This window comes from Paraburkholderia sp. BR10872 (assembly GCF_040965835.1).
GTDB lineage: Bacteria > Pseudomonadota > Gammaproteobacteria > Burkholderiales > Burkholderiaceae > Paraburkholderia > Paraburkholderia nodosa_A.
The window spans coordinates 75,196-96,095 of record NZ_JBFRCN010000029.1 but is presented as its reverse complement, the minus strand read 5'-3'; the positions used below and the strand labels follow the sequence as shown (position 1 = coordinate 96,095).

The 20,900-nt window shown below is 66.4% G+C and carries 17 protein-coding genes; 2 read left to right on the top strand and 15 right to left on the bottom strand.

Annotated features, from left to right (window positions below; translation table 11 throughout):
• Positions 1-40 precede the first annotated feature (40 nt).
• Positions 41-841: a family 1 encapsulin nanocompartment shell protein gene (locus tag AB4Y43_RS22425; RefSeq protein WP_342946713.1), complete on the bottom strand. Its 801-nt coding sequence runs from the start codon at positions 839-841 to the stop codon at positions 41-43.
• Positions 834-1,919 carry a Dyp-type peroxidase gene (locus AB4Y43_RS22420; RefSeq protein WP_342946712.1) on the bottom strand — a complete coding sequence of 362 codons (1,086 nt, stop codon included), beginning with the start codon at positions 1,917-1,919 and terminating at the stop codon, positions 834-836. Before AB4Y43_RS22420 ends, AB4Y43_RS22425 begins: the two co-directional genes overlap by 8 nt.
• A gap of 347 nt (positions 1,920-2,266) precedes the next feature.
• On the opposite strand from AB4Y43_RS22420, the gene AB4Y43_RS22415 reads away from it, so the two are divergent.
• Positions 2,267-2,539 carry a hypothetical protein gene (locus AB4Y43_RS22415; protein ID WP_368728812.1) on the top strand — a complete coding sequence of 91 codons (273 nt, stop codon included), beginning with the start codon at positions 2,267-2,269 and terminating at the stop codon, positions 2,537-2,539.
• A gap of 16 nt (positions 2,540-2,555) precedes the next feature.
• Here the strand turns inward: AB4Y43_RS22415 and AB4Y43_RS22410 are convergent, their stop codons facing one another.
• The 5 genes from AB4Y43_RS22410 to AB4Y43_RS22390 all read right to left on the bottom strand — a co-directional run bounded on the left by AB4Y43_RS22410 (position 2,556) and on the right by AB4Y43_RS22390 (position 10,680).
• The gene (locus tag AB4Y43_RS22410; RefSeq protein WP_069261747.1) at positions 2,556-4,634 is read right to left on the bottom strand and encodes a VTT domain-containing protein; all 2,079 of its coding nucleotides are present in this window, start codon (positions 4,632-4,634) and stop codon (positions 2,556-2,558) included.
• Between the two features lie 271 nt (positions 4,635-4,905).
• A complete protein-coding gene (locus AB4Y43_RS22405) occupies positions 4,906-6,120 on the bottom strand; it encodes a CaiB/BaiF CoA transferase family protein (RefSeq protein WP_368728811.1) in 1,215 nt (404 codons plus the stop codon).
• A 57-nt stretch (positions 6,121-6,177) separates the two neighbouring features.
• A complete protein-coding gene (locus AB4Y43_RS22400; RefSeq protein ID WP_368728810.1) occupies positions 6,178-7,314 on the bottom strand; it encodes an acyl-CoA dehydrogenase family protein in 1,137 nt (378 codons plus the stop codon).
• Positions 7,315-7,333: 19 nt separating this feature from the next.
• Positions 7,334-8,530 (bottom strand): acyl-CoA dehydrogenase family protein, encoded by a 1,197-nt coding sequence (locus AB4Y43_RS22395; RefSeq protein ID WP_368728809.1) that lies wholly within the window; start codon positions 8,528-8,530, stop codon positions 7,334-7,336.
• A 26-nt stretch (positions 8,531-8,556) separates the two neighbouring features.
• Entirely contained in the window at positions 8,557-10,680 is a 2,124-nt protein-coding gene (locus AB4Y43_RS22390; protein WP_368728808.1) for a 3-hydroxyacyl-CoA dehydrogenase NAD-binding domain-containing protein, read from the bottom strand.
• Positions 10,681-10,827: 147 nt separating this feature from the next.
• Between AB4Y43_RS22390 and AB4Y43_RS22385 the strand changes: the two genes are divergently transcribed.
• Positions 10,828-11,736: a LysR family transcriptional regulator gene (locus tag AB4Y43_RS22385; RefSeq protein ID WP_368728807.1), complete on the top strand. Its 909-nt coding sequence runs from the start codon at positions 10,828-10,830 to the stop codon at positions 11,734-11,736.
• A 52-nt stretch (positions 11,737-11,788) separates the two neighbouring features.
• Here the strand turns inward: AB4Y43_RS22385 and AB4Y43_RS22380 are convergent, their stop codons facing one another.
• From AB4Y43_RS22380 to AB4Y43_RS22345, 8 genes are all read right to left on the bottom strand, one after another.
• On the bottom strand, positions 11,789-12,580 hold the full coding sequence (locus tag AB4Y43_RS22380; RefSeq protein ID WP_368728806.1) for a DUF4397 domain-containing protein: 792 nt from the start codon (positions 12,578-12,580) through the stop codon (positions 11,789-11,791).
• A 289-nt stretch (positions 12,581-12,869) separates the two neighbouring features.
• Positions 12,870-13,262 carry a Na+/H+ antiporter subunit G gene (locus AB4Y43_RS22375; RefSeq protein ID WP_368728805.1) on the bottom strand — a complete coding sequence of 131 codons (393 nt, stop codon included), beginning with the start codon at positions 13,260-13,262 and terminating at the stop codon, positions 12,870-12,872.
• A gap of 9 nt (positions 13,263-13,271) precedes the next feature.
• Complete coding sequence (locus tag AB4Y43_RS22370; protein WP_069261755.1) at positions 13,272-13,547, bottom strand: K+/H+ antiporter subunit F; 276 nt, start codon at positions 13,545-13,547, stop codon at positions 13,272-13,274.
• The gene (locus AB4Y43_RS22365; RefSeq protein WP_069261756.1) at positions 13,541-14,035 is read right to left on the bottom strand and encodes a Na+/H+ antiporter subunit E; all 495 of its coding nucleotides are present in this window, start codon (positions 14,033-14,035) and stop codon (positions 13,541-13,543) included. The genes AB4Y43_RS22370 and AB4Y43_RS22365 overlap by 7 nt, the downstream gene beginning before the upstream one ends.
• Before the next feature lies 1 nt (position 14,036).
• Complete coding sequence (locus AB4Y43_RS22360; RefSeq protein ID WP_368728804.1) at positions 14,037-15,701, bottom strand: monovalent cation/H+ antiporter subunit D; 1,665 nt, start codon at positions 15,699-15,701, stop codon at positions 14,037-14,039.
• Complete coding sequence (locus AB4Y43_RS22355; protein WP_342946704.1) at positions 15,698-16,051, bottom strand: Na+/H+ antiporter subunit C; 354 nt, start codon at positions 16,049-16,051, stop codon at positions 15,698-15,700. Before AB4Y43_RS22355 ends, AB4Y43_RS22360 begins: the two co-directional genes overlap by 4 nt.
• Positions 16,051-18,864: a monovalent cation/H+ antiporter subunit A gene (locus tag AB4Y43_RS22350; protein ID WP_368728803.1), complete on the bottom strand. Its 2,814-nt coding sequence runs from the start codon at positions 18,862-18,864 to the stop codon at positions 16,051-16,053. Before AB4Y43_RS22350 ends, AB4Y43_RS22355 begins: the two co-directional genes overlap by 1 nt.
• 250 nt (positions 18,865-19,114) lie before the next feature.
• Entirely contained in the window at positions 19,115-20,818 is a 1,704-nt protein-coding gene (locus AB4Y43_RS22345; protein ID WP_368728802.1) for a lactate permease LctP family transporter, read from the bottom strand.
• Between the last annotated feature and the right edge of the window lie 82 nt (positions 20,819-20,900).

Below are 20,900 nucleotides of genomic sequence, written 5' to 3'. Positions count from 1 at the left end.
AGACGCCCCTTTTTCGTGGCCTGCGAGAATCAGCGCAGGCTCACTCCGGCTTCACCGCCACCGAAGCCTCGGAGGTCAGCATCATGAACGTGAAACTCTCCTGCAGATACAGCTTCACGCTCTTGTCGTCATGCGACGAATACCCAATCGACACGTCCTGCCCGAGGTGGAACGCGAAATCGCCGCCACGCGTGCTCAGGATCGCGCCGCCCTCGATGGCCGGCGCCCAGATGATCTCGCCATTCACGAGGCGGCGAATGTGCTCGAGAATCGGATAACCCTGGTCGCTCGCTTCGCTCACCGCCGTGTACGCATCGGAGCCGAGCAGCACCGCATACGGGCCGTCCACGCCTTGCAGGCGCAACTGTTCGAGCGCCTTGGCGATGACCGTCGGGTAATCGGCGATATCGGCGGGCATCGGCAGGATCGGGTTCGACGAGCCTTCGCGGATGCCGGTGATCTGCGCGGCCGTGTAGCCGTCGAAAATCGCGCGGTCTTCCGCGAACGCGAGGCGCGTGGCCGCGTCCTTGGCCGGCTGCCAGTCGGAGTCTTCGGCGCCGCGCTCCACGTCGTCGATGGCTTCGCGCGAAAGCTCGAACGGCACGCGCAGTTCCACGATCGCCTTCACTTCGCGCTGGCGCGCGCGGATGCCTTCGAGCGGCGCTTCGATGCCGTTCTGGTGGCCGGTGCCGACCGCCGCGAGCGCGGGGCCGCCGGGGCCCTCGACGTCCACGACGCGGCGGCCCGCGAGCGAGCGCTTGAAGGTGCGCGCAACTTCTTCTTCGATTTGCGACCACGCGGCCGTGGAAATGGGCGCCAGCTCGCGATGGAGGTTATTCATACCGGGGTGCTCCTTTGAGGGATCCGATGGCGAGCGAGCCGTCCGCGCTGGGCGCGGCGGCAGACTCGGTTTCTGTTTCTGATGCGTTGGCGGCGCTCACCTCGATGGTGGGCGCGGCGCCCGGGTCGACTTCGGCGAGCGCTTCGAGCAGCGTCTGCGACGGCACGAAGAAGAGCCCCCCTGTGACGGCGCGGCTGAAGTCGAGCAGCCGGTCGTAGTTGCCGGGCGGCAGGCCGACGAACATGTTTTCGAGCATCTGTTCGATCGGCTCGGGCGAGCGCGCGTAGCCGATGAAGTAGGTGCCGAATTCGGCCGAACCGGGCCGGCCGAACGGCATGTTGTCGCGCAGGATCTTGATCTCGTTGCCCGCGTCGTCTTCGAGCGTGGTGAGCGAGCTGTGCGACCAGCTCGGCTTCACGGCTTCGTCCAGTTCGATGTCCTGGAGCTTGGTGCGGCCGATGATGTGCTCCTGCGCCTCCACGGAAAGCGCGTTCCAGCCTTTCATGTCGTGCATGTACTTTTGCACGAGCACGTAGCTGCCGCCGCAGAATTCGGGATCTTCGTTTTCGCCGATCACCGTGAAATGGACGGCTTCGTTGCCGGTCGGATTCTCGGTGCCGTCGACGAAGCCGATCATTGCGCGCATGTCGAAGTTGCGAAAGCCGTGCACTTCGTCCACGGTCGTGACCGCGCCTTCCAGGCGCGTCATGAGCTGGGTGGCCAGCTCGAAGCACAGGTCGGTTTCGTCGGCGCGAATATGCAGCAGGATGTCGCCGGGCGTGGCGATGGCCTTGCGCTCGCCCGTGCCGAATTCGCGGAACGGGTGCAGCCCGGCCGGGCGCGGCTCGCCGAACAGCTTGTCCCATGCGTCGGACGAAAAGCCGACCACGCACGACAGATTGCCGGCGGGCACGCGCTTGCCGACCGCGCGCACGAGGTTGGCGACGTCGGCGCACCAGGCGCGTACGGTGGCGCGGCTCGCGGCGTCGTCGTTGACGGTCGCGACGATGAAGAAGGCATTGCGCGTGACGGCGCTGGAGACGGACTGCGGTTCCTGCGTGAGAGAGGCCGGCGTCATGATGTGGGGTATCGCTCGTGAGTCCAGAGTCGGTTTGGGTTTTGCTGCGCCCGCATAGTTTAGCCAAACTCGGGGAAAACGGCCGTTTGCAGGCGAGTGGGTGCCGTGCGAGGATATTCACGGTGATATCGACGTGCCCTGATGGGCAGGCCGGAGTAAGCGCTGAAGCACTAACTCCGGGTCGACAGCGTTGCATGGGACGGAGTAAGCGCTGAAGCGCTAACTCCGGATCGACAGCGTTGCATGGGACCGGAGTAAGTGCTGAAGCACTAACTCCGGGTCGACAGCTTTGCATGGGACCGGAGTAAGCGCTAAAGCGCTAACTCCGGATCGACAGGAGACACAGCATGTGGGACCACACCGAGCATGAAGGCTTCGAGATCTGGGTGCTGCCGATTCCGGCGTTCGGGCCGCGCGCGCCCGAGCCGCTGTTCCACTACAGCGGCTACATCTGCCGCCACGGCGCGGACGCCCATGTCGAAGGGCGCAGCGTGCGCTTTCACGACATGATGCGCAACTACACCGGTCCCGACGCCGCGCTCGACGCAGCCTACGCCGACGCCCGCAAGCGCATCGACCGCTTCCACGCGACGGGGAGCTGGGCCGAGAGCACGACCTGAGCCTTCAATTTCCCTTTCAGCGGCCGCCCTGCACGATCAGCTTCACGGGCCGCCCTTCGCAGCTCACCTCGCCCGGCAGCGCGAGCGTACGCCAGCCCGCCGGCTGGCCGGGGGCGCTGAGTTCAGCGACGTCGTCGGGATAGGTCGTGACCACGTTGAACGGCCACGACCCGCGCCGCAGCCGCTCATGGACAAGCGAGCCGACCCAGATCGGCGTGGGCTCCCCGTCGCTCGCATGGCCATCGTCAGTGCCGTTTCCATTGCGCCGCGGCGCGAGCGCATAGCCCGAAGGCCAGAAACGCAGCACGTCGCGGCGGCTGCCCGGCTCGCCCGCGTCGTTCGGCTTCCCGTCGAGGCGCGCGCGGGCGAACACGAGCGGCGAGGGCAGGCCGTTGTTCAGCTTCGGCAGCAGCGGCAGCGACATCACGTCCACGTTCGGTGCGACGAGCGATAGCACGCTCCTCACCGAGATCTGCGGACCTTCGGCCCAGCCGGCGTCACGCAGCGCCGTGCGCAGATCGTCGGCGCTCGCTGCCCACTGGATCGTCATCGGCTCGCGGCGCGCGCCTTTCATGTCGAAGCGATAGCAAGCAAACGTCCTCCACAGCGAATCGCTCCACTGCATTTGCGAGAGGACGACAGGCGGCGCCGCAGCGGTCGTGGGCGGCGCGGGCGTGCGCCTGGCCGGCACCGTCTGCAGCAGAACGGCGCCGACCAGCACGAGCAGCACGATGGGCGGCACATAGGTGCGCTGCGGCGGCCGCTTGGGGTAGCGCCAGAGCGAGGTGAGCACCACGATCGCCACCCAGATGGCGGCGAAGGCCGCGCCGCCGATGGCATCCGAGAACAGGAAGCGGTCGAAATAGAGCCCCGCGAACGCCACCGCCACGATGATCCCGTTGCCGAGCGCGGCGACGAGCGCGGCCTCCAGCATGCTCGCGCGGCGCACGAGCAGGAACATCACGAAGCCGTAGACGATCACCATCGACGACACGCGGTCGCTCGGGAACACATAGGCCTCGACGGCCTGGCCGCCGCCCGGCGACGTATGGTGGATCACGAAGCGCAGGATGAGGATGAGCAACTGCGAAACGGCCGCGGCAATCATCCAGTAAGCGATGGTGCGCCAACGTCGCTCCAGCACCATCCAGATGCCCACCGTCGCGATGAGCGCCGCGAGCGTCCAGGTGCTGCCGAGCGTTTCGACGCGCGCGAGGGCCGCGTCGGCCCACGTGGTGCGGATCGACTGCAGGAACTGGCGCACGGACTGATCGATCTGCACGAGCGGCGCGCCGCGCAGCAAGTTGCCGAGCACATAGGAAAACACGGCCGCGCACACCGGCACGAGGCCCGTGATCACGATGACGGGGCCGAGCGCGGGCTGCGCCGGGTCGAGCAGGCGGGCGATGCGCTTCGAGGCGCGCCCGGGATGCTGCGCTGCCCACTGCGCCGCGCTGCGGCGCGACGCGCCGGCCCAGTTGTCGATGTGCAGTAGCAGCATGCGCACGAAGCGCCAGATGAGCCAGACCGCGAGCGCGACGATGCCGATGACGACCACCAGCCGGAACGACACCGCGCCCGCGAGCTGGAGCGAGGCGCCGAACACGACGCCCGGCACGATATGCGCGGGCGCCCAGACGAGCGCGGAAATCACGTTCATCATGAAGAAGCGCATGGGCTTCATGCCGGCCATGCCCGCGACGATCGGCACCACGGCGCGCAGCGGCGCGATGAAGCGCGCGAGGATCACGCTGCGCGTGCCGTGGCTCACGAAGTAGGCGTGTGCGCGCTCGAGAATGGCGGGGTGGCGGCTGAACGGCCACATCTGGGCCAGCGAGCCGCGGTAGCGATGGCCGATCCAGAAGCTGACGCCGTCGCCGGCCACGGCGCCCACAATCGCGCAGACGAAGAGCCAGCCGAGGTTGATCGTGCCGGTGGCGGCGAACGCGCCGGCAATGAACATCGCCGTGCTGCCGGGAATGAACGTGCCGATGAACGCGAGCGATTCGAGGAAAGCGGCGACCACGACAAAGGCGAGCGTCCACGTCGCGTGCGCGGCGAGCAGGTGCAGCAGATGATCGTAGGCGTGCTCCATGAGCGGGGCGGGTTCGTTTGCTGGGGCTCGCGGGACGGGCGCGAGATCGGGCGGGTGGCGGTCCGCACCGGCCGTGCGCAACTAGCCGCAAGCGGCGTGCGGAACCATCAGGCGCAATATAACCGGGCGCGCGCAACTACGTGCGACACGAGGCCGGGCGGGGCGAAGCGAGGGGGCGAAGGCGGCGGCCGCGTCGCGCGGCGGCGACGCGGAAGGGGGCGCGGCGTATAGCAGGCTGCGCCAGCGAGTCCGGGTACGGCCGTGACGAGGTTCAGATAACGCCCTTCTCCTTCAACGCGGCCAGTTGTTCCGCCGAATAACCGAGCATCGAGTGCAAGACCTCCTGCGTGCCTTCGCCCAGTTGCGGAGGCGCATGCCGCACGGGCAGGCGCTCGCCGTCGAAGCGCCACGGCGGCGCGAGTACCGGCGTCGTGCCGCTTTCGGTATGCGGATGCGGCTGCTGCGTGACGAGCCCGCCAAGCGTTGCGCGTGGCGACAGCAGCGCCTCGCGCAAGCCCGCCACTTCGCCGCACGGGATGCCCGCGCCCGCGAGCCGTTCGAGCAGGAGCTTGCGCGGACGGCTGCCCAGTTCGCGCGTGAGTTCGGGTACGAGCGTCTCGCGGTTCTGTCCGCGCAGGATGTTGGTCTTGTAGCGCGCGTCGTCGGTGAGGTCGGCGCGCTCGATCACCTCGCGGCAAAAGCGCTCGAACTGCGCGTTGTTGCCCACGGTGATGACGAGCGGACCATCGGCTGCATCGAACACGCCATACGGCACGATCGACGGGTGCGCATTGCCGTAACGCGGCGGGTCCTCGCCGATCAGCAGCGCTTCGAGGCCGTAGTAAGCGGTAATCATGAGGCCGCAGTCGAACAGCGCCATCTCGATGTGGCGCCCGCGACCCGTGCGCTCGCGCTCGTAGAGCGCGGCGAGCATCGCCTGTGCGGAATACATGCCCGTGAAAAGATCCACGGCCGCTACACCGAATTTGAGCGGCGGCTGGTGGGCTTCGCCGTTCATCGCCATGAGGCCCGTTTCACCCTGCACGACGAGGTCGTAGCCGGGGCGTGTCGCTTCGGGTCCCGTGCGGTCGTAACCCGAAATCGAGCAATAGATGAGACGCGGATTCTCGGCGCTCAACTGCTCATAGCCGAGCCCGAGCTTTTCCGCGCCGCCGAACTTGAAGTTCTGTACGACGATGTCGCTGGTTTTCGCCAGCTCGCGCACGATCTGCTGGCCTTCGGGCGTTTGCAGATCGAGCGTGATCGAACGCTTGTTGCGATTCACGCTGTTGAAGTACGCAGTCTCCGTCTTGCCGACGCGCACGCCCCAGTCGCGCGTGTCGTCGCCGCGGTCGGGATGCTCGATCTTGACGACTTCCGCGCCGAGGTCGCCGAGCACCATTGCGCTCCACGGCCCGGCCAGCACGCGCGAAAGATCGAGCACGCGCACGCCCGCCAGGGGCAAGCTGCTTTTGTCCGTCTGCATCAACAGGTACTCCTGGTTCGTTGTCGGGGCGACTGTATGCAGTCGCCCCCTCATGGCTCACGCCGCCTCACGCCCCAATGCGATGTAGCGCGCGAGATGATGATCCTCGTCGCCAAGCTGATGATCGATCATCACGAGCCGCTTTGCATAGTGCGCGAGCGGCAATTCCCACGTCATGCCGATGCCGCCGTGCAGCTGGATCGCCTCTTCGGCCACGCGCGCGCCAATACGCCCGATCGTGTACTTGGCGGCCGAAAGCGCACGTTCGCGCTGCGCGCGCGGCGCGTCGAGCGCCGCCACTGCGTTGATGACCGCCGAGCGCGCCTGCTCGATTTCGAGCAGCACGTCCGCCATGCGATGCTGCAGCGCCTGGAAGCTGCCGATGGGCAAACCGAACTGCTTGCGCGTGCGCAGGTAGTCGAGCGTGAAGTCACGCGCGATCTCCATTGCGCCCACGGCTTCCGATGCGAGCGCGATGATGCCGTAACCGCGCGCATGCTCGAGCGTCGCGAAGCCGCTGTCTTGCGCGCCGACGAGCGCATCGGCATGCACCTTTACGTTGTCGAGCGCCACTTCCGCTGCGCGGCCGCCGTCGATCTTGCGGTAGCCACGCAGGCTCACGCCCGCTGCGTCGCGCGGCACGAGGAAGAGGGAGATGCCTGCTTCGGCGAATGCATCGCCGGAAGTACGCGCCGAAACGAGCAGCACGTCGGCATGTTCGGCGAGCTGCACGACGCCCTTCGCGCCCTGCAGCACCCAGCCATCGCCGCTTTTCCCCGCGCGCGTCGCCACGCGTGCGTCCTCGTAGTGCGAACCCGGCTCGTCGTGCGCGAGCGCGGCGATTTGCGAGCCGTCGATGAACGATGCGATGCGCGCGCGCTGCGCCTCGCTGCCCGCGTGGGCGAGCGCGCGGCCGACGATCAGTGTGTCGAGGAACGGCTCGACCACGAGTCCGCGCCCGAGCGCTTCGAACACCACCGCGACATCGAAGCCCGCGCCGCCAAAGCCGCCATCGGCCTCGTCGAACAGCGCGCCGATCACGCCGAGTTCGGCGAAGCGCTGCCACATGTCTGCGCTAAAGCCTTCTTCGGAGCGCGCGATTGTATCGCGGGTATTGAAATCGTATTGCTCCGTGATGAAACGATTGAGCGTATCCGCGAGCATGCGGCGGTCTTCTGTGTGCTGGAAGTCCATGGCGTGCCTCTCAAAGATCTCAAAGACCGAGAATCATCTTGGAGATGATGTTCTTCTGAATTTCGTTGGAGCCGCCAAAGATCGACAGCTTGCGGTTGTTGAAGTACTGCGCGGCGGCGCTGGCGGCCTCAATGGGCCCGATTGCCTCGCCCGCATACCCTTCTTCGAGCGCTTCTTCGACGAACGGCGCGGCATACGGCCCCATCGCACGGCGCAGCAGCGAGGAAATCTCCTGGCGGATCTCGGTGCCGCGAATCTTGAGCATCGAGCTTTCCGCACCGGGCACGCCGCCGCCCGCCACCGCAGCGATCACGCGCAGGTTGGTCGTCTTCATGTTCTCCAGATCGATCTCGACCTTTGCGATGTGCGCCGCAAACTGCGGATCTTCTGCAAGCGGCTTGCCGTTGCGCGTGATCTTCTGCGCGGCGCGCTTCAGGCGAGCGAGCGCCGCCACCGAAAAGCCCACGCCGGCGATATTCGTGCGCTCGCAAGTGAGCAGATATTTCGCGTAAGTCCAGCCGCGGTTTTCTTCTCCAACGAGGTTCGCCACCGGCACGCGCACGTCGGTGAAGAACACTTCGTTGACCTCATGTTCTCCGTCGAGCGTGACGATGGGGCGAACCTCGATGCCCGGCGTGTTCATGTCGATCAGCAGGAAGCTGATGCCTTCCTGCTTGCGCACGTCGGCGGCGGTGCGCACGAGGCAGAAAATCATGTTCGCGTAGTGGCCGAGCGTGGTCCACGTCTTCTGGCCGTTCACCACGTAATGGTCGCCGTCACGAACGGCGGTCGTGCGCAGCGAGGCGAGGTCCGAGCCCGCGCCCGGTTCGGAATAGCCCTGGCACCACCAGTCCGAGCCGTCGAGAATGCGCGGCAGCCAGTAGCGTTTTTGCGCTTCGCTGCCGTACTTGATGAGCACGGGCCCGAGCATATTCACGCCGAACGGCACGATGCGCGGCGCGCCCGCAATCGCGCATTCGTTCTCGAAGATGAACTTCTGTACGGCGCTCCAGCCGGGGCCGCCGTATTCCCGCGGCCAGTGATTCGCGAGCCAGCCTTTTTCGTTCAGGATGGCGTGCCATTGCGCCATGTCGTCGCGCGTGAGGTGCCGCCCATTGCTCACCTTGCTGGCGAGGCGCTGTGGCAGGCGCTCGTTCAGGAACGCGAGCACTTCGCTGCGAAACGCCTCTTCTTCGGCGGTGAATTTCAGGTCCATGTGTGAAAAGCTCCTTCAGGGCACATTCAGGCCGATTGATTGAGGCTCGCGAAGTTCTCGCCGCGCTCGACCAGTTCGACGAGCAGCGGCGAAGGACGCCAGAACAGCGGATCTGCCTTCGCATACTCGCGGATATCGGCGAGCACGTTGGCGAGGCCCACGGTATCGGCGTACTTCATCGGGCCGCCGCGATAGCGCGGGAAGCCGTAGCCGTAAAGCAGCGTGACATCGACATCGAGCGGGCGCAGGGCGATCTTTTCATGCACGACGTTCGCGCCTTCGTTGATCATCGCCGCCATGTAGCGGCGCATGATGGCTTCGTCGCTGAAGCTGCGCGGTTCGATGCCGGCGCGCTCGCGCTCGGCGCGGATGATGGACTCGACTTCGGGATCGGGCGTGCCCGTGCGTGCGCCTTTGGGGTAGAGATAGAAGCCGCGGCCCGTCTTCTGGCCGAACCAGCCCCGCTCGCAGATGCGGTCGGCGATCTGCACGTAGCGCGCCTTCGGGTCGCGCGTGGCGGCGCGGCGCTTGCGCGTGGCCCAGCCGATGTCGCCGCCCGCGAGATCGACCACCTGGTACGGGCCCATCGGAAAACCGAAATCGCGCACTGCCTTGTCGATCTGATAGGGCGAAGCGCCGTCTTCCATCAGATGATCCGCAGCCGTGCGGAACACCGCGAGAATGCGGTTGCCGATGAAGCCGTCGCACACGCCGGCGCGCACCGGCACCTTGCGCAGCTTCTTCGCCAGCTCGAACGCGGTGGCCACGACATCGGCGCTCACCTGCTTCGGCACCACGATTTCCAGCAGCTTCATGATGTTGGCGGGCGAGAAGAAGTGCAGGCCCACCACGTCTTGTGGGCGTTTGATGCTGGCCGCGATGGCGTCGATGTCGAGATACGAGGTGTTGGTCGCGAGCACGGCGCCGGGCTTGCACACGCGGTCGAGTTCGGCGAACACGGCCTGCTTGACGGCCATGTCCTCGAACACGGCTTCGATGACGAGATCGGTGTTCCCGAGCGCGTCGTACGAAGTGCTGCCGCTAAAGCGCGCGAGGATCTGCGCTTTCGCTTCGGGCTTCATGCGGCCCTTGGCGATGAGGCCGTCGTAGACCTTCTCCACATGGGCGCGGCCGCGCGCGAGCGAGGCGTCGTCGCGCTCGATCATCGTCACGGGCAGGCCCGCGTCGAGCACGGCCACGGCAATGCCCGCGCCCATCGTGCCGCCGCCGATCACGCCGACGGTGTCGATCGCGCGCGGCTTCGCGCTCTTCGTTTCTGGGGCCTTCTGCACTTCGCGCTCCGCGAAGAATGCGTGCACGAGACCCGCGCGCTGGGGGCTTTCGAGGCATTCGAGGAACTGCTTGCGCTCGAAGCGCAGGCCTTCGTCGAACGACAGATCGAGCGCGGCCTGCACGCAATCGACGATCTTCAGCGGCGAGAACAGGCCACGCGACTTCTTCGCGGTTTCGGCGCGGGCGGCGTCGATCGCGGCTTGCGCCTGGGCGCGATCGACGAGCGCCTGGGCGTCGCGCGTGCGTCGCACCGGCGCGTGACCCGCGAGCAGTTCCTGCGCGTAGGCGAGGCCTTCGGCGAGTATGTCGTCGCTCGCGCCCACGCGGTCGACGAGGCCCAGCTTGTGCGCTTCCTGCGCGCTCGCGTGACGGCCGCTCAGCATCAGCGAGAGCGCCGCTTCGGCGCCGATCAGGCGCGGCGTGCGTTGCGTGCCGCCGGCACCAGGCAGCAGGCCCAGCTGCACCTCGGGCAGGCCGAGCTTCGCGCCCGCCACGGCGAGCCGGTAGTGCGCCGCGAGCGCCACTTCGAGGCCGCCGCCGAGCGCCGCGCCGTGAATGGCGGCGATCACCGGCTTGTGGCAGGCCTCGATGCGGTTGCACACGTCGGGCAGCGCGGGCGGCTGCGGCGGCTTGCCGAACTCGCGGATGTCCGCGCCGGCAATGAAATTGCGCCCGGCGCCGACGATCAGCACGGCCTGCACGGCGTCGTTCGCCTCGGCATGCTCGATGGCGGCGGCGAGGCCGCGGCGCACGTCCACGCCCAGCGCGTTGACGGGCGGATTGTCCACGGTGACGAGCAGCACCTTGCCGCGCAGTTCATGAGTGACGGGGGAGGCGTTCACGGGATCGGATGCCATGGCGATGCTGTCTCCATAATGAGGGCCGGACTGGCGGGCCAGACGGCAATGTTTCATGTTCGCGTCGATTCTCGGCGTGACAGGGGCAATTGACAATCCCATCGCTCGTTGACAGACTGTCAAGGTATTTTTGACAATGGATGTGCCATGGACGTCAATGCGCTAACCCTGCTCGTCGAAATTCTCGACGCGGGCAACCTCAGCGAGGCGGCGCGCCGGCTCAAGATGAGCCGCGCGAACGTCAGCTACCACCTCAACCATCTGGAGAAGTCGATTGGCCTGCAGCTCGTGCGTCGCACCACGCGCCGTGTCGAGCCGACCGAAATCGGCTTGAAGCTCTACGAGCACGGCCGCGCGATCCAGAACGCGCTGCTCGCCGCGCGCGAATCGGTTTCCACCCTCGGCCAGGGCCTGCAGGGGCGCGTGCGGCTTTCGGTGCCGAGCGGCTACGGGCAGCTCGTGATGTCGGACTGGCTCATCCAGTTCAAGCGGATGTACCCCGGCATCGTGCTCGACGTGATGTTCGAAAACCGCGTGGAAGACCTGCTGCGCGACGAAGTCGATATTGCCGTGCGCGTGATGCACGAGCCGCCGCAGAATCTCGTGGCGCGCGACATGGGGCCGGTGAAGTACATCGCATGTGCCTGTACGGCGTGGGCCGAACAGCACGGCATGCCGCAAACGCTCGAGGATCTGGCGCGTGCGCCCGTCATTACGGCAACGGTGGTGGGGCGGCAATTGCGCCTTGCGGGTTATCTAAACGAGGACCGGCACGAAGTGCTGCTCGAACCCTCGATCATTTCGGAAAACTTTCTATTTCTGCGCCAGTCGATTCTCGCGGGACTCGGCGTGGGTATCGTGCCCGACTACGTGATGCACGACGACATTCGCCAGGGCGCTGCCGTCACGTCGCTCGACGCGTGGCGTTTGAGCATATTCGGCACGCATATGTACATGCTCTATATGCCGAACCGCCACCACACGCGGGCGGCGGCCACCTTCATCGACTACGTGCTGGGCGAGGCCCGCAAAACCGGGCGCGGCGCGGCCGCGTGAGCGGCGCAGGTAGCACGCCGCCACTCGCCGCGCCAGGTGCATGCGCAACCGACTACTGACCCGTGAGCGTGTTGCTGTACTCCACGGCGGGCTGCGAGGTGTTGCCGCCTTGCGCGACGAGCAGGTGAATCTGGCCCGGCAGGAGCTGCGAGAGCGTACCCGAGATCGGCACGGTCGTGATGAGCCAGTCCGCATTGTTCGCGAGGTTGAAAGAGGACGACTCGTAGATCGCCGTCTTGCTGCCCGCTGCCGTGACGATCGCCACGTAGTTGCCGCCGTTCATATAGATCGAGTCCTGTCCGCTTGCGGGCACGGCGCTCTTGTAGCCCACGGCCGGCAAGGTCGGCTGCACGGCGTTGATATCCGTGCCGGGCGCAACGATGTAGATGTCGAGATTCTGCGCATTGACGGTGGCGTTGAACGCGCGCAGGCGTGCGCTGCTGGAAAGCAGGCCCTTGTCGAACGGATCGTCGATCAGGCCGATGTCGCCGCCCGTGAGCGCGGGCAACGCGAGCACGGTGTACTCGTGACCCTTCGCCACGTCGGCGAAGGCGCCGCTTGCAATCGGCGTGGTCGTGCCCGTGCTTGCATACGAGACGTTGGTGTTGCCGGTGTTGATGTTGGCGAAGTTCGTGACCTGCTTGTACGCGATGTTCGTCTGCAGGGCGCTCCCATTCACCAGAAAATCGACATTCGGGCCGCCGGGGAGCGCATGCACGAAATGTATCTCGGGGTTCTGCACGCCGATTTCCTTGCCGACGTCGTTGCTGCTGCTGCCGCCGCCGCATGCCGTGAGCAGGGCTGCCGCGCTCGCAAAGGCGAGCAGGGTGCGTATCGTCTTCATTGTTGACCTCATTCGTTTCGTTCGAGCTGCACGGTGTACGGCCTCGATTGCGGCCGCGCGTTGTTATCGCGCCCCCGCGCGAGCCGGGACGCCGGCGCGATGCTGCATAGGGGCGATCACGATCAGCAATTGGTGTGCCGTGCGTGGCGATTCGACGCGATGCATGCGTGCGCAACGGGATGAGGGGAGGAGAGCGATGGGGGCGGCGCGCGGATGAAGCGTGGCGCGCCCGACTTTTGCGACGTTCGATGGCAGCTTTTACCGGCGGCGCGAAGATCCGCGCCGATATTCAAGCGTCCTGCGCAGAATTGTTGTCCGGGTTCGCGTCTTGCTTGCCGACTGCACTTGCGCCGGCGGCATCCGGCCGTCCGCGTGTGACGGACGAAACGGCGACGCGTTGCTGAATCCCGGCCTTGGAGAGCATATGTGCGCTGATGGGCGCGGTGAGAAACAGGAACGCCGGAATCAGCACTTCGTGCAGGCTCGCGAAATTGTTGTGCGTACTGAAGTACACAACGGAAGCGAGCACGACGCCGCCTACGCCGAGCGTGGTCGATTTAGTCGGCCCGTGCAGGCGCATGTAGAAGTCGGGCAGGCGTGCGAGGCCGATCGCGCCGATCAACGTGAACGCGCTGCCGAGCAGGAGCAGCACGCAGACAATCGCTTCGATGACGGTTTGCATGGCGAAGCCCTAGTTCAGTTCGATGATGTCGCCGCGCTGCAGGTACTTCGTGAACGCGACGGTTGCCACGAACCCCATGACCGCGATGAGCAGCGCGATTTCGAAGAAGACCGTCGAACGCAGCATGATGCCGTAGACGACGATGAGCGCGATCGCGTTGATATTGAGCGTGTCGAGCGCAACGAGCCGGTCGGGCAGCGAAGGCCCGCGCACGAGGCGCACGAGCGTGAGCAGGAACGCGAGCCCGAGGATCGCGAACGAAACCGGAATGACGATGGCTAGCATGCGAAGATCTCCATGAGGGGCGCTTCGTAACGGGACTTGATCAAGGCGACGAGCGCGGCTTCGTCTTCGAGATCGAGCACGTGCACGACGAGGCGCCTGCGGTCGTCGGAAAGCTCGGCGCACAGCGTGCCGGGGCTCAGCGAGACGATGCTGATGAGCGCCGACAGCGCGATTTCGTGGGTGCTGTCGAGCGGCACGTCGATGAAGGCGGGGCGCAGGCGCTTCGTGGGGCCAAGCACGAGCAATGCGACTTCGAGATTCGCCACGAGGATGTCGTAGAGCACATGCCCGAAGAGCCGTACGAGCAGCCACGGCCTGCCGAAGCGCACGGGCGCGAGCCACAGCCCTTCGCCCACGCGGTAGGCGATGGCGGTCCCGAGCACGAAGCCAAGGAGCAGGTTGCCCGGCGACACGTCGTTCATCAGCAAGACCCAGCATACGAGCAGCACGACGGTGAGCCACGGGTGTGGAAAGAGCCTCTTGAGCATGTCAGCTTCCTGCGCCCTGTGACGTTTGCGCGGCCTGCGCGGGCAGGATCGCGTGAACGTAGGCTGTGCGGTCGAGCAACTGCGCGGCGGCGGCGTCGAGATACTGCTTGAGGGGGCCGGCAAACACCGTTGCCGCCACCACGCCCGCGAGCAGCAGCGCACACGCGGCGAGCTTTGCGCGGCTGCCGCGCGGCGCGGTGGCGGGTGCGCCGTCGTAGGCGCGTGCAGCGGGTATCGCCCACAACAGGCGTGTGCCTGTACGGCTGAGCGCGACGATCGACAGCAGCCCCGCGACCAGCACGGCGGGCCAGAGCACGACGGCCTGCGCAAGCGGCGTGGCGGCGAGCACCATGGCCTTGCCGAGAAAGCCCGAGAGCGGCGGCAGGCCGACGGCGCCAACGGCTGCCGCGAGATAGAGCACACCGGCGAGGTTCGAAGGCCAGGGCTTGGGGGCTTTTTCAGGGGCCGTTGCCTTGGGAGCCGTTGCGATCGGCTCGCTGTCCGCTTCGGGTGTGATGGCGGGCGCGGAGGCGTCGTCGAGCGATTCCAGCGAGGCGGGCTCGCGTGTTTCGGCTGCAGCGGCCACGGTCGCCGGCTCGCCTGGTTCCGACTCCAGGGTATCGGCGAGCATGAACAGCGCTCCCGTGCATAGCGTCGTGCTGATGAGGTAGTACAGCAGCGCGCTCCAGGCGAGCACGGTCTGCAGCGTGACAGCCGCAATCAGCAGGCCGACCGAGACCAGCACGAGAAAACCGGTCGTGGTCTTGAGGCTCGATACCGCGAGCGCGCCGAGCGCGCCATAGACGATCGTCGCAATGGCGAGCCACCACGCCCATTGATGCAGGAACGCGTCGAGTACGCCGCCCGCCGCGCCGAACACGAGCGCGTCGCAGCGAAGCATCGCGTAGATGCCCACCTTGGTCATGATCGCGAACAGCGCGGCCACGGGCCCGATTGCGCTTCGATACGCCTGTGGCAACCAGAACGACATGGGGAAGACGGCGGCCTTCAGGCCGAATACGAGCATGAGCGTCGCGCCCGCGAACTGCGCGAGGGGCAGCGACGCGGGGTCCAGGTGCGCGAGCCGCTCGCCCGCATCGGCCATGTTGAGCGTGCCCGTGAGGCCGTACAGCACGCCCAGTGCGATCAGGAAGAACGACGAGCCCACGAGGTTCAACAGCATGTAGTGCAGTCCGTTGCGCACGCGGCGGCGGCCGCCGCCATGCAGCAGCAGCGCGTAGGAGGCGATCAGCAGCAGCTCGAAGAAGACGAACAGGTTGAAGAGATCGCCGGCGAGAAACGCGCCGTTCAGGCCCATCAGCTCGAACTGCACGAGCGCGCGATAGTAGCGCCCGCGCCGGACATCGGCGCTCGTGGTGCCGAGCAGGCAGCAACACGCGAGCAGCGCGGTCAGCACGAGCATGAGTGCGCCGAGCCGGTCGATCTGCAACACGATGCCGAACGGCGCGGGCCACGCGCCGAGCGCATAGCTCGCAACCTGCCCTTGCGAAGCGAATTCGGCGAGCGTCACCGCGATGGGCAGCAGCGCGAGCGTGGCAATCACGTTGATCGCACGCTGCAGGCGCTTCGCGCGCAGCGGCAGCGCGACGATCGCGCCGGCCGCGAACAGCGGAATCAGGATGGGAAGGATGAGAGCGTGATTCATTCGCTGCGCATCTCCAGGCGGCTGCGCTGCGGGTTGTCGCCGTCCACGTGGTCGGTGCCGTCGATCGCGAGCGCGCGCAGCGCGAGCACGACCGTGAAGGCCGTCATGGCGAAGCCGATCACGATCGCGGTGAGCACGAGTGCCTGCGGCACCGGGTCCGCATACTGTGCCCCCGGCGTGATCACGGGGGGCTTGCCGGTGGAGAGCCGGCCCATGCCGAGCAGGAACAGGTTGATCGCATACGAGAACAGCGTAATGCCGAGGATCACCGGCAGCACGCGCGCGCACAGCAGCAGGTAGAGGCCGCTCGCGCAGAGCACGCCGAGCGTAATGGCGAAGGCGGCTTCCATCAGCTTTTCTCCACGGATTGCATGTCCTTGTCGCGCACGCCGAGGTGCGAGACGATCGTGAGCGTCGTGCCGACCACGGCGCCGAGCACGCCGAGGTCGAACAGCATGGCCGTACTTAGTTCGATTTCGCCGATCAGCGGCACGTGCAGATGGCCGAACGCGCTGGTGAGGAACGGGTGGCCGAGCACGATCGCGCCTACGCCCGTCGCGGCCGCGACGAGAATGCCGAGGCCCGCGAGCCCGCGGTAGTTGATGCGGATGCGCGACTCGGTCCACAGCACGCCGCTCGCCACGTATTGCAGCAGCAGCGCAATGGAGATCACGAGCGAGGCGATGAAGCCGCCGCCTGGCAGATTGTGGCCACGCAGAAAGATGAACACGGCAACGAGCAGGGTGAGCGGCAGCATGAGGCGCGCGAGAATGGCGAGCAGCAGCGGATGCGACTGCGACGACCACGGCAGGCCGCCCGGGCCCGTATCGGGCGATTTCAGGCGCAGGCCGCGCAGCAGCGCCTTGACGGCGAGCCCTGCCACCACCAGCACGCTGATCTCGACCATCGTGTCGAAGCCGCGGAAATCCACGAGGATCACGTTCACGACGTTGTGGCCGCCGCTGCCCGGCAGCGCGTTCGCGAGAAAGAACTGGCCGACGCCACCGATGGGGGCGCGCGTCATCACGGCATACGCCACGGCGCCGATCAGCGCGCCGCCCGCGAGTGCGAGCACCGCGTTGCGGGTACGTGCGGCTCGAGGCTCCTGCGCGCGCTGCACGACAGGCAAAAAGTAGATGGCGAGCACGAGAAGCAGCACCGTGACCACTTCCACTGAAATTTGCGTGAGCGCGAGGTCTGGCGCGGAAAAACGCACGAACGCGAGCGTGACGAGCAACCCGCAGGTGCTCAGCATCACGAGCGCATAGAGCGTATTGGCGCGCACGAGCACGACGCCTACCGCCATCAACGCCATCAGCACGAGGCCGACGAGCGTCATCGCATCGAGCGGCGCCGAGCGGTATGCGCCGTCCAGCGAGGTAAGCGCGAGGAGCGCCGAGCCCGGCACGATCAGCATCGCCGCGATCATCCACGCGAGATACGCCGGCAGCGAGCGCGTTTCGAAGAGATCGACCACGACGCCCGCGGCTTTTTCGAGCTGCTGCACGAAGCGGTCGAAGCCTTCGCTCGCGTTCATTTCGGAGAGCACCGAACGATGATGGCGGAACGCGTCGCGGCGATAGAAGAACAGCAGCGCGCCGCCCACGAACGACACGCAGCTCATCAGGAGCGGCAGATTGATGCCATGCCACAAGCTCAGGCTGTACGTGGGCACGCTGCCGCCCAGCGCGAACCATGCCGCGGACTCGAGCATCCTGCCGATGGTCTGCTGCGGCACGAGGCCCACGAGCAGACAGATGACGACGAGAATCTCGACGGGCAGCTTCATGAAACGCGGCGGTTCGTGCGGCGGGTAGTGCGGAAGGTCGTGCGGGGTTTCTCCGTCGAAGAACACGCCCCACACGAAGCGCAGCGAATACGCGACCGAGAGCCCCGCCGCGATGACGGCGAGCGCGGGGATGATCCAGTTGAAGTCGCCGAGGAGTCCTTGTGCGAGCGTTTCGCCGAAGAACATCTCCTTCGAGAGGAAGCCGTTGAGCAGCGGCACGCCCGCCATGGCGAGCGATGCCACGGCGGCTAGCGCGGCGGTATGCGGCATGAAGCGGCGCAAGCCACGCAGGCGGCCCAGGTCGCGCGTGCCCGTCTCATGGTCGATGATGCCCGCCGCCATGAAGAGCGAAGCCTTGAACACCGCGTGATTGAAGGTGTGAAAGAGCGCGGCGACGGTGGAGAGCTGCGTGTCGAGGCCGAACAGCAGCACGATGAGCCCGAGATGGCTGATGGTGGAATACGCGAGCAGTCCCTTGAGATCGCGCTGCACGAGCGCCATGGCCGCACCGCCCGTGAGCGTGACGAGGCCGATCAGGCTCGTCACGTAGAAGAACCAGTCGGTGCCTTCGAGCACGGGGTAAAAGCGCGCGATGAGGAAGATGCCCGCCTTGACCATGGTCGCCGAATGCAGGTATGCGGAAACGGGCGTGGGTGCCGACATCGCATGCGGCAGCCAGAAGTGGAACGGGAACTGCGCCGACTTCGTGCAGGCCGCGAAAAGCACGAGCAGGAGAATTGCGGGATACAGCGGATTGCGCTGTACGAGACCCGCATGCGCGAGCACCACATCGAGGTCGTAGCTGCCGCAGACATGGCCAAGCAGCAGCACGGCGGCCAGCAGCGCGAGACCGCCCGCGCCCGTGATGGTGAGCGCCATGCGCGCGCCGCGCCGCGCTTCGGGGCGCGACGGCCAGAAGCCGATCAGCAGGAACGACACGATGCTCGTGAGTTCCCAGAAGATCACGAGCAGCAGCAGGTTGTCCGACAGCACCACGCCGAGCATCGCGCCCATGAAGAGCAGCAGCAGCGCGTAAAGGCGCGGCAGCGACTCGCTGCCCGCGAGGTAGTAGCGTGCGTAGATAAAAACGAGCAGGCCGATTGCGAGCACGAGCAGCGCAAACATGAACGAAAGACCGTCCAGGCGCAGAGCGAACGAGAGGCCGAGCTGCGGGATCCAGTCGGCCTGCCAGTGCAGTACGCCATGGGTGGCCATGCCTACACGTTCGCTGCCCAGCAGTCCCAGGCCGAAGAGCGCGGCCGCGAATGCGATCCACGTGCCGCAGGGGGACGCCCAGCGTCCGGCGAGCGGCCCCGCGAACGCGACGAGCGCTGCGGCGACGAACGGTAATACGACGAGCCACCCCATTGCCATTCGACACTCCCCGTGGGTCCGACCGGGCGCCGAGTCGCCGCGCCGCAGTTCACGATCATAGCCGCAAACGGGGACGGAGTTCATTCATGTGGCATCGAGGCGGCCACGGCGTGCCACAGGAAATAACCGTGCGTCAGGTCCTCCGGCCTCGGGGCTCGTCGACGATCTTCACGGGCACGTCCGTCGCCCGCGCGCGCGGGCGACGGCCCTCATCACTTTGTTACGGCGCGTTGCACCGCCAACTCCGCCATCACTGCGGAATCATGCCGGTCAGTACATAGGCCTGAATCAGCGTCACCACGCCCACGACAGCCGCGAAGAACAGGCTATGACGCACGGTGAAGCGAAACAGCGACGACTCCTTGCCGACGAGGCCGGTTGCCGCACAGGCCACCGCGATCGACTGCGGCGAAATCATCTTGCCGCTCACGCCGCCCGAGGTGTTGGCCGCGACGAGCAGGGTATCCGACACGTTGATCTGGTGCGCCGTGGTGTGCTGCAGCGAGCAGAACAGCGCGTTCGACGACGTATCGGAGCCCGTGAGGAACACGCCGAGCCAGCCAAGGAACGGCGAGAAGAACGGGAAGGCTGCGCCCGTGCCCGCAAGCGCGAGCGCCAGCGTGGACGACATGCCCGAGTAGTTCGCGACGAACGCGAAGGCGAGCACGAGACCGATGGACAGCACGGGGCGGCGCAGTTCGCCGAGGGTCTCGAAGAACGCGGCCACGGCGGCGCGCGGCCTCATGCGCAGCAGGATCGCGGAGAGGATCGCGGTGATCATGATCGCGGTGCCTACGGCCGAGAGCCAGTCGAGCTTGAACACGGCTTCGTACGGCTTGGGCGACGCGACGATCGGCGCCATGCGCACCACGAGCTGATCGAGGCCCGGTACGTGCAGGCTCAGAATCGTGCCCGCGAGCGGACCTTTCGCTGCGAAGAGCGCCTTGAACGGCTTGACGCTCCACACGGTCACGATGACCGTGAGCAGAATGAACGGCGACCACGCGCGCACGGTCTGCGCGATGCTGTACGGCGACGCCTTGCGGCTCGAAGCCGCCGCACGCGAACCGCCGCCGCCGAAACCGCCCAGCGAAGCGGCGCCGCCGCTCACCTTCACGCTCGTGCCTTGCGTTGCCCGGCGCGGTTGCCACACGTTGAGGAACGCGGCGAGCGCGACGAGGCTCACGAGCGCCGAAGTGATGTCCGGCAACTCGGGCCCGATGTGGTTCGACGTGAAGTACTGCGTAACAGCGAAGCTGCCGCCGGCCACGAGCGCGGCGGGCCACGTTTCCTTCACGCCGCGCTTGCCGTCCATGATGAAGACGAGCCAGAACGGCACGAAGAGCGAGAGCAGCGGCAACTGGCGGCCCGCCATTGCGCCGATCAGGAACGGATCGATGCCCGTCACCTGGCCCGCGACGATGATGGGAATCCCCATCGCGCCGAACGCGACCGGAGCGGTATTGGCGATGAGGCACAGGCCCGCGGCGTAGAGCGGCTCGAAGCCGAGGCCGACGAGCAGCGCCGAGGTGATCGCCACCGGCGCGCCGAAGCCTGCCGCACCTTCGAGGAACGCGCCGAACGAGAAGCCGATCAGCAGCAGCTGCAGGCGCTGGTCGTCGGTGATCGAGAGCACCGAGGCGCGGATGATCTCGAACTGTCCCGTCTTCACGACAATCTTGTAGAGGAACACCGCCGTGACGATGATCCACGCGATCGGCCAGATGCCGTAGGCAAAGCCGAAGCCCGCGGAAATGAGCGCCTGGCGCACGGGCATGCCGTATTCGAAGATCGCCACGGCGAGCGCGAGCAGCAGGGTGATCGCCGCGGCGACATGGCCCTTCATGCGCAGGCCGGCGAGTGCGACGAAGAAGAACAGAATGGGAATGGCGGCCACGAGGGCGGACAGCCACAGACTGCCGAGCGGTGTGTAGATCTGGTACCAGGGTTGCACTACGGTCTCCTCCGATGATGCGGGTAGAAAATTTATGTGATCTCGTCAGGCTTGCTATGAGCGTTATTTCGCAGGCCTGACG

Coding starts and splice junctions, on each gene's coding strand:
- AB4Y43_RS22390 (WP_368728808.1), bottom strand. CDS start 10,680: ATGGCATCCGATCCCGTGAACGCCTCCCCCGTCACTCATGAACTGCGC.
- AB4Y43_RS22425 (WP_342946713.1), bottom strand. CDS start 841: ATGAATAACCTCCATCGCGAGCTGGCGCCCATTTCCACGGCCGCGTGG.
- AB4Y43_RS22385 (WP_368728807.1), top strand. CDS start 10,828: ATGGACGTCAATGCGCTAACCCTGCTCGTCGAAATTCTCGACGCGGGC.
- AB4Y43_RS22400 (WP_368728810.1), bottom strand. CDS start 7,314: ATGGACTTCCAGCACACAGAAGACCGCCGCATGCTCGCGGATACGCTC.
- AB4Y43_RS22350 (WP_368728803.1), bottom strand. CDS start 18,864: ATGGCAATGGGGTGGCTCGTCGTATTACCGTTCGTCGCCGCAGCGCTC.
- AB4Y43_RS22370 (WP_069261755.1), bottom strand. CDS start 13,547: ATGCTAGCCATCGTCATTCCGGTTTCGTTCGCGATCCTCGGGCTCGCG.
- AB4Y43_RS22380 (WP_368728806.1), bottom strand. CDS start 12,580: ATGAAGACGATACGCACCCTGCTCGCCTTTGCGAGCGCGGCAGCCCTG.
- AB4Y43_RS22365 (WP_069261756.1), bottom strand. CDS start 14,035: ATGCTCAAGAGGCTCTTTCCACACCCGTGGCTCACCGTCGTGCTGCTC.
- AB4Y43_RS22405 (WP_368728811.1), bottom strand. CDS start 6,120: ATGCAGACGGACAAAAGCAGCTTGCCCCTGGCGGGCGTGCGCGTGCTC.
- AB4Y43_RS22420 (WP_342946712.1), bottom strand. CDS start 1,919: ATGACGCCGGCCTCTCTCACGCAGGAACCGCAGTCCGTCTCCAGCGCC.
- AB4Y43_RS22415 (WP_368728812.1), top strand. CDS start 2,267: ATGTGGGACCACACCGAGCATGAAGGCTTCGAGATCTGGGTGCTGCCG.
- AB4Y43_RS22410 (WP_069261747.1), bottom strand. CDS start 4,634: ATGGAGCACGCCTACGATCATCTGCTGCACCTGCTCGCCGCGCACGCG.
- AB4Y43_RS22360 (WP_368728804.1), bottom strand. CDS start 15,701: ATGAATCACGCTCTCATCCTTCCCATCCTGATTCCGCTGTTCGCGGCC.
- AB4Y43_RS22355 (WP_342946704.1), bottom strand. CDS start 16,051: ATGGAAGCCGCCTTCGCCATTACGCTCGGCGTGCTCTGCGCGAGCGGC.
- AB4Y43_RS22395 (WP_368728809.1), bottom strand. CDS start 8,530: ATGGACCTGAAATTCACCGCCGAAGAAGAGGCGTTTCGCAGCGAAGTG.
- AB4Y43_RS22375 (WP_368728805.1), bottom strand. CDS start 13,262: ATGCAAACCGTCATCGAAGCGATTGTCTGCGTGCTGCTCCTGCTCGGC.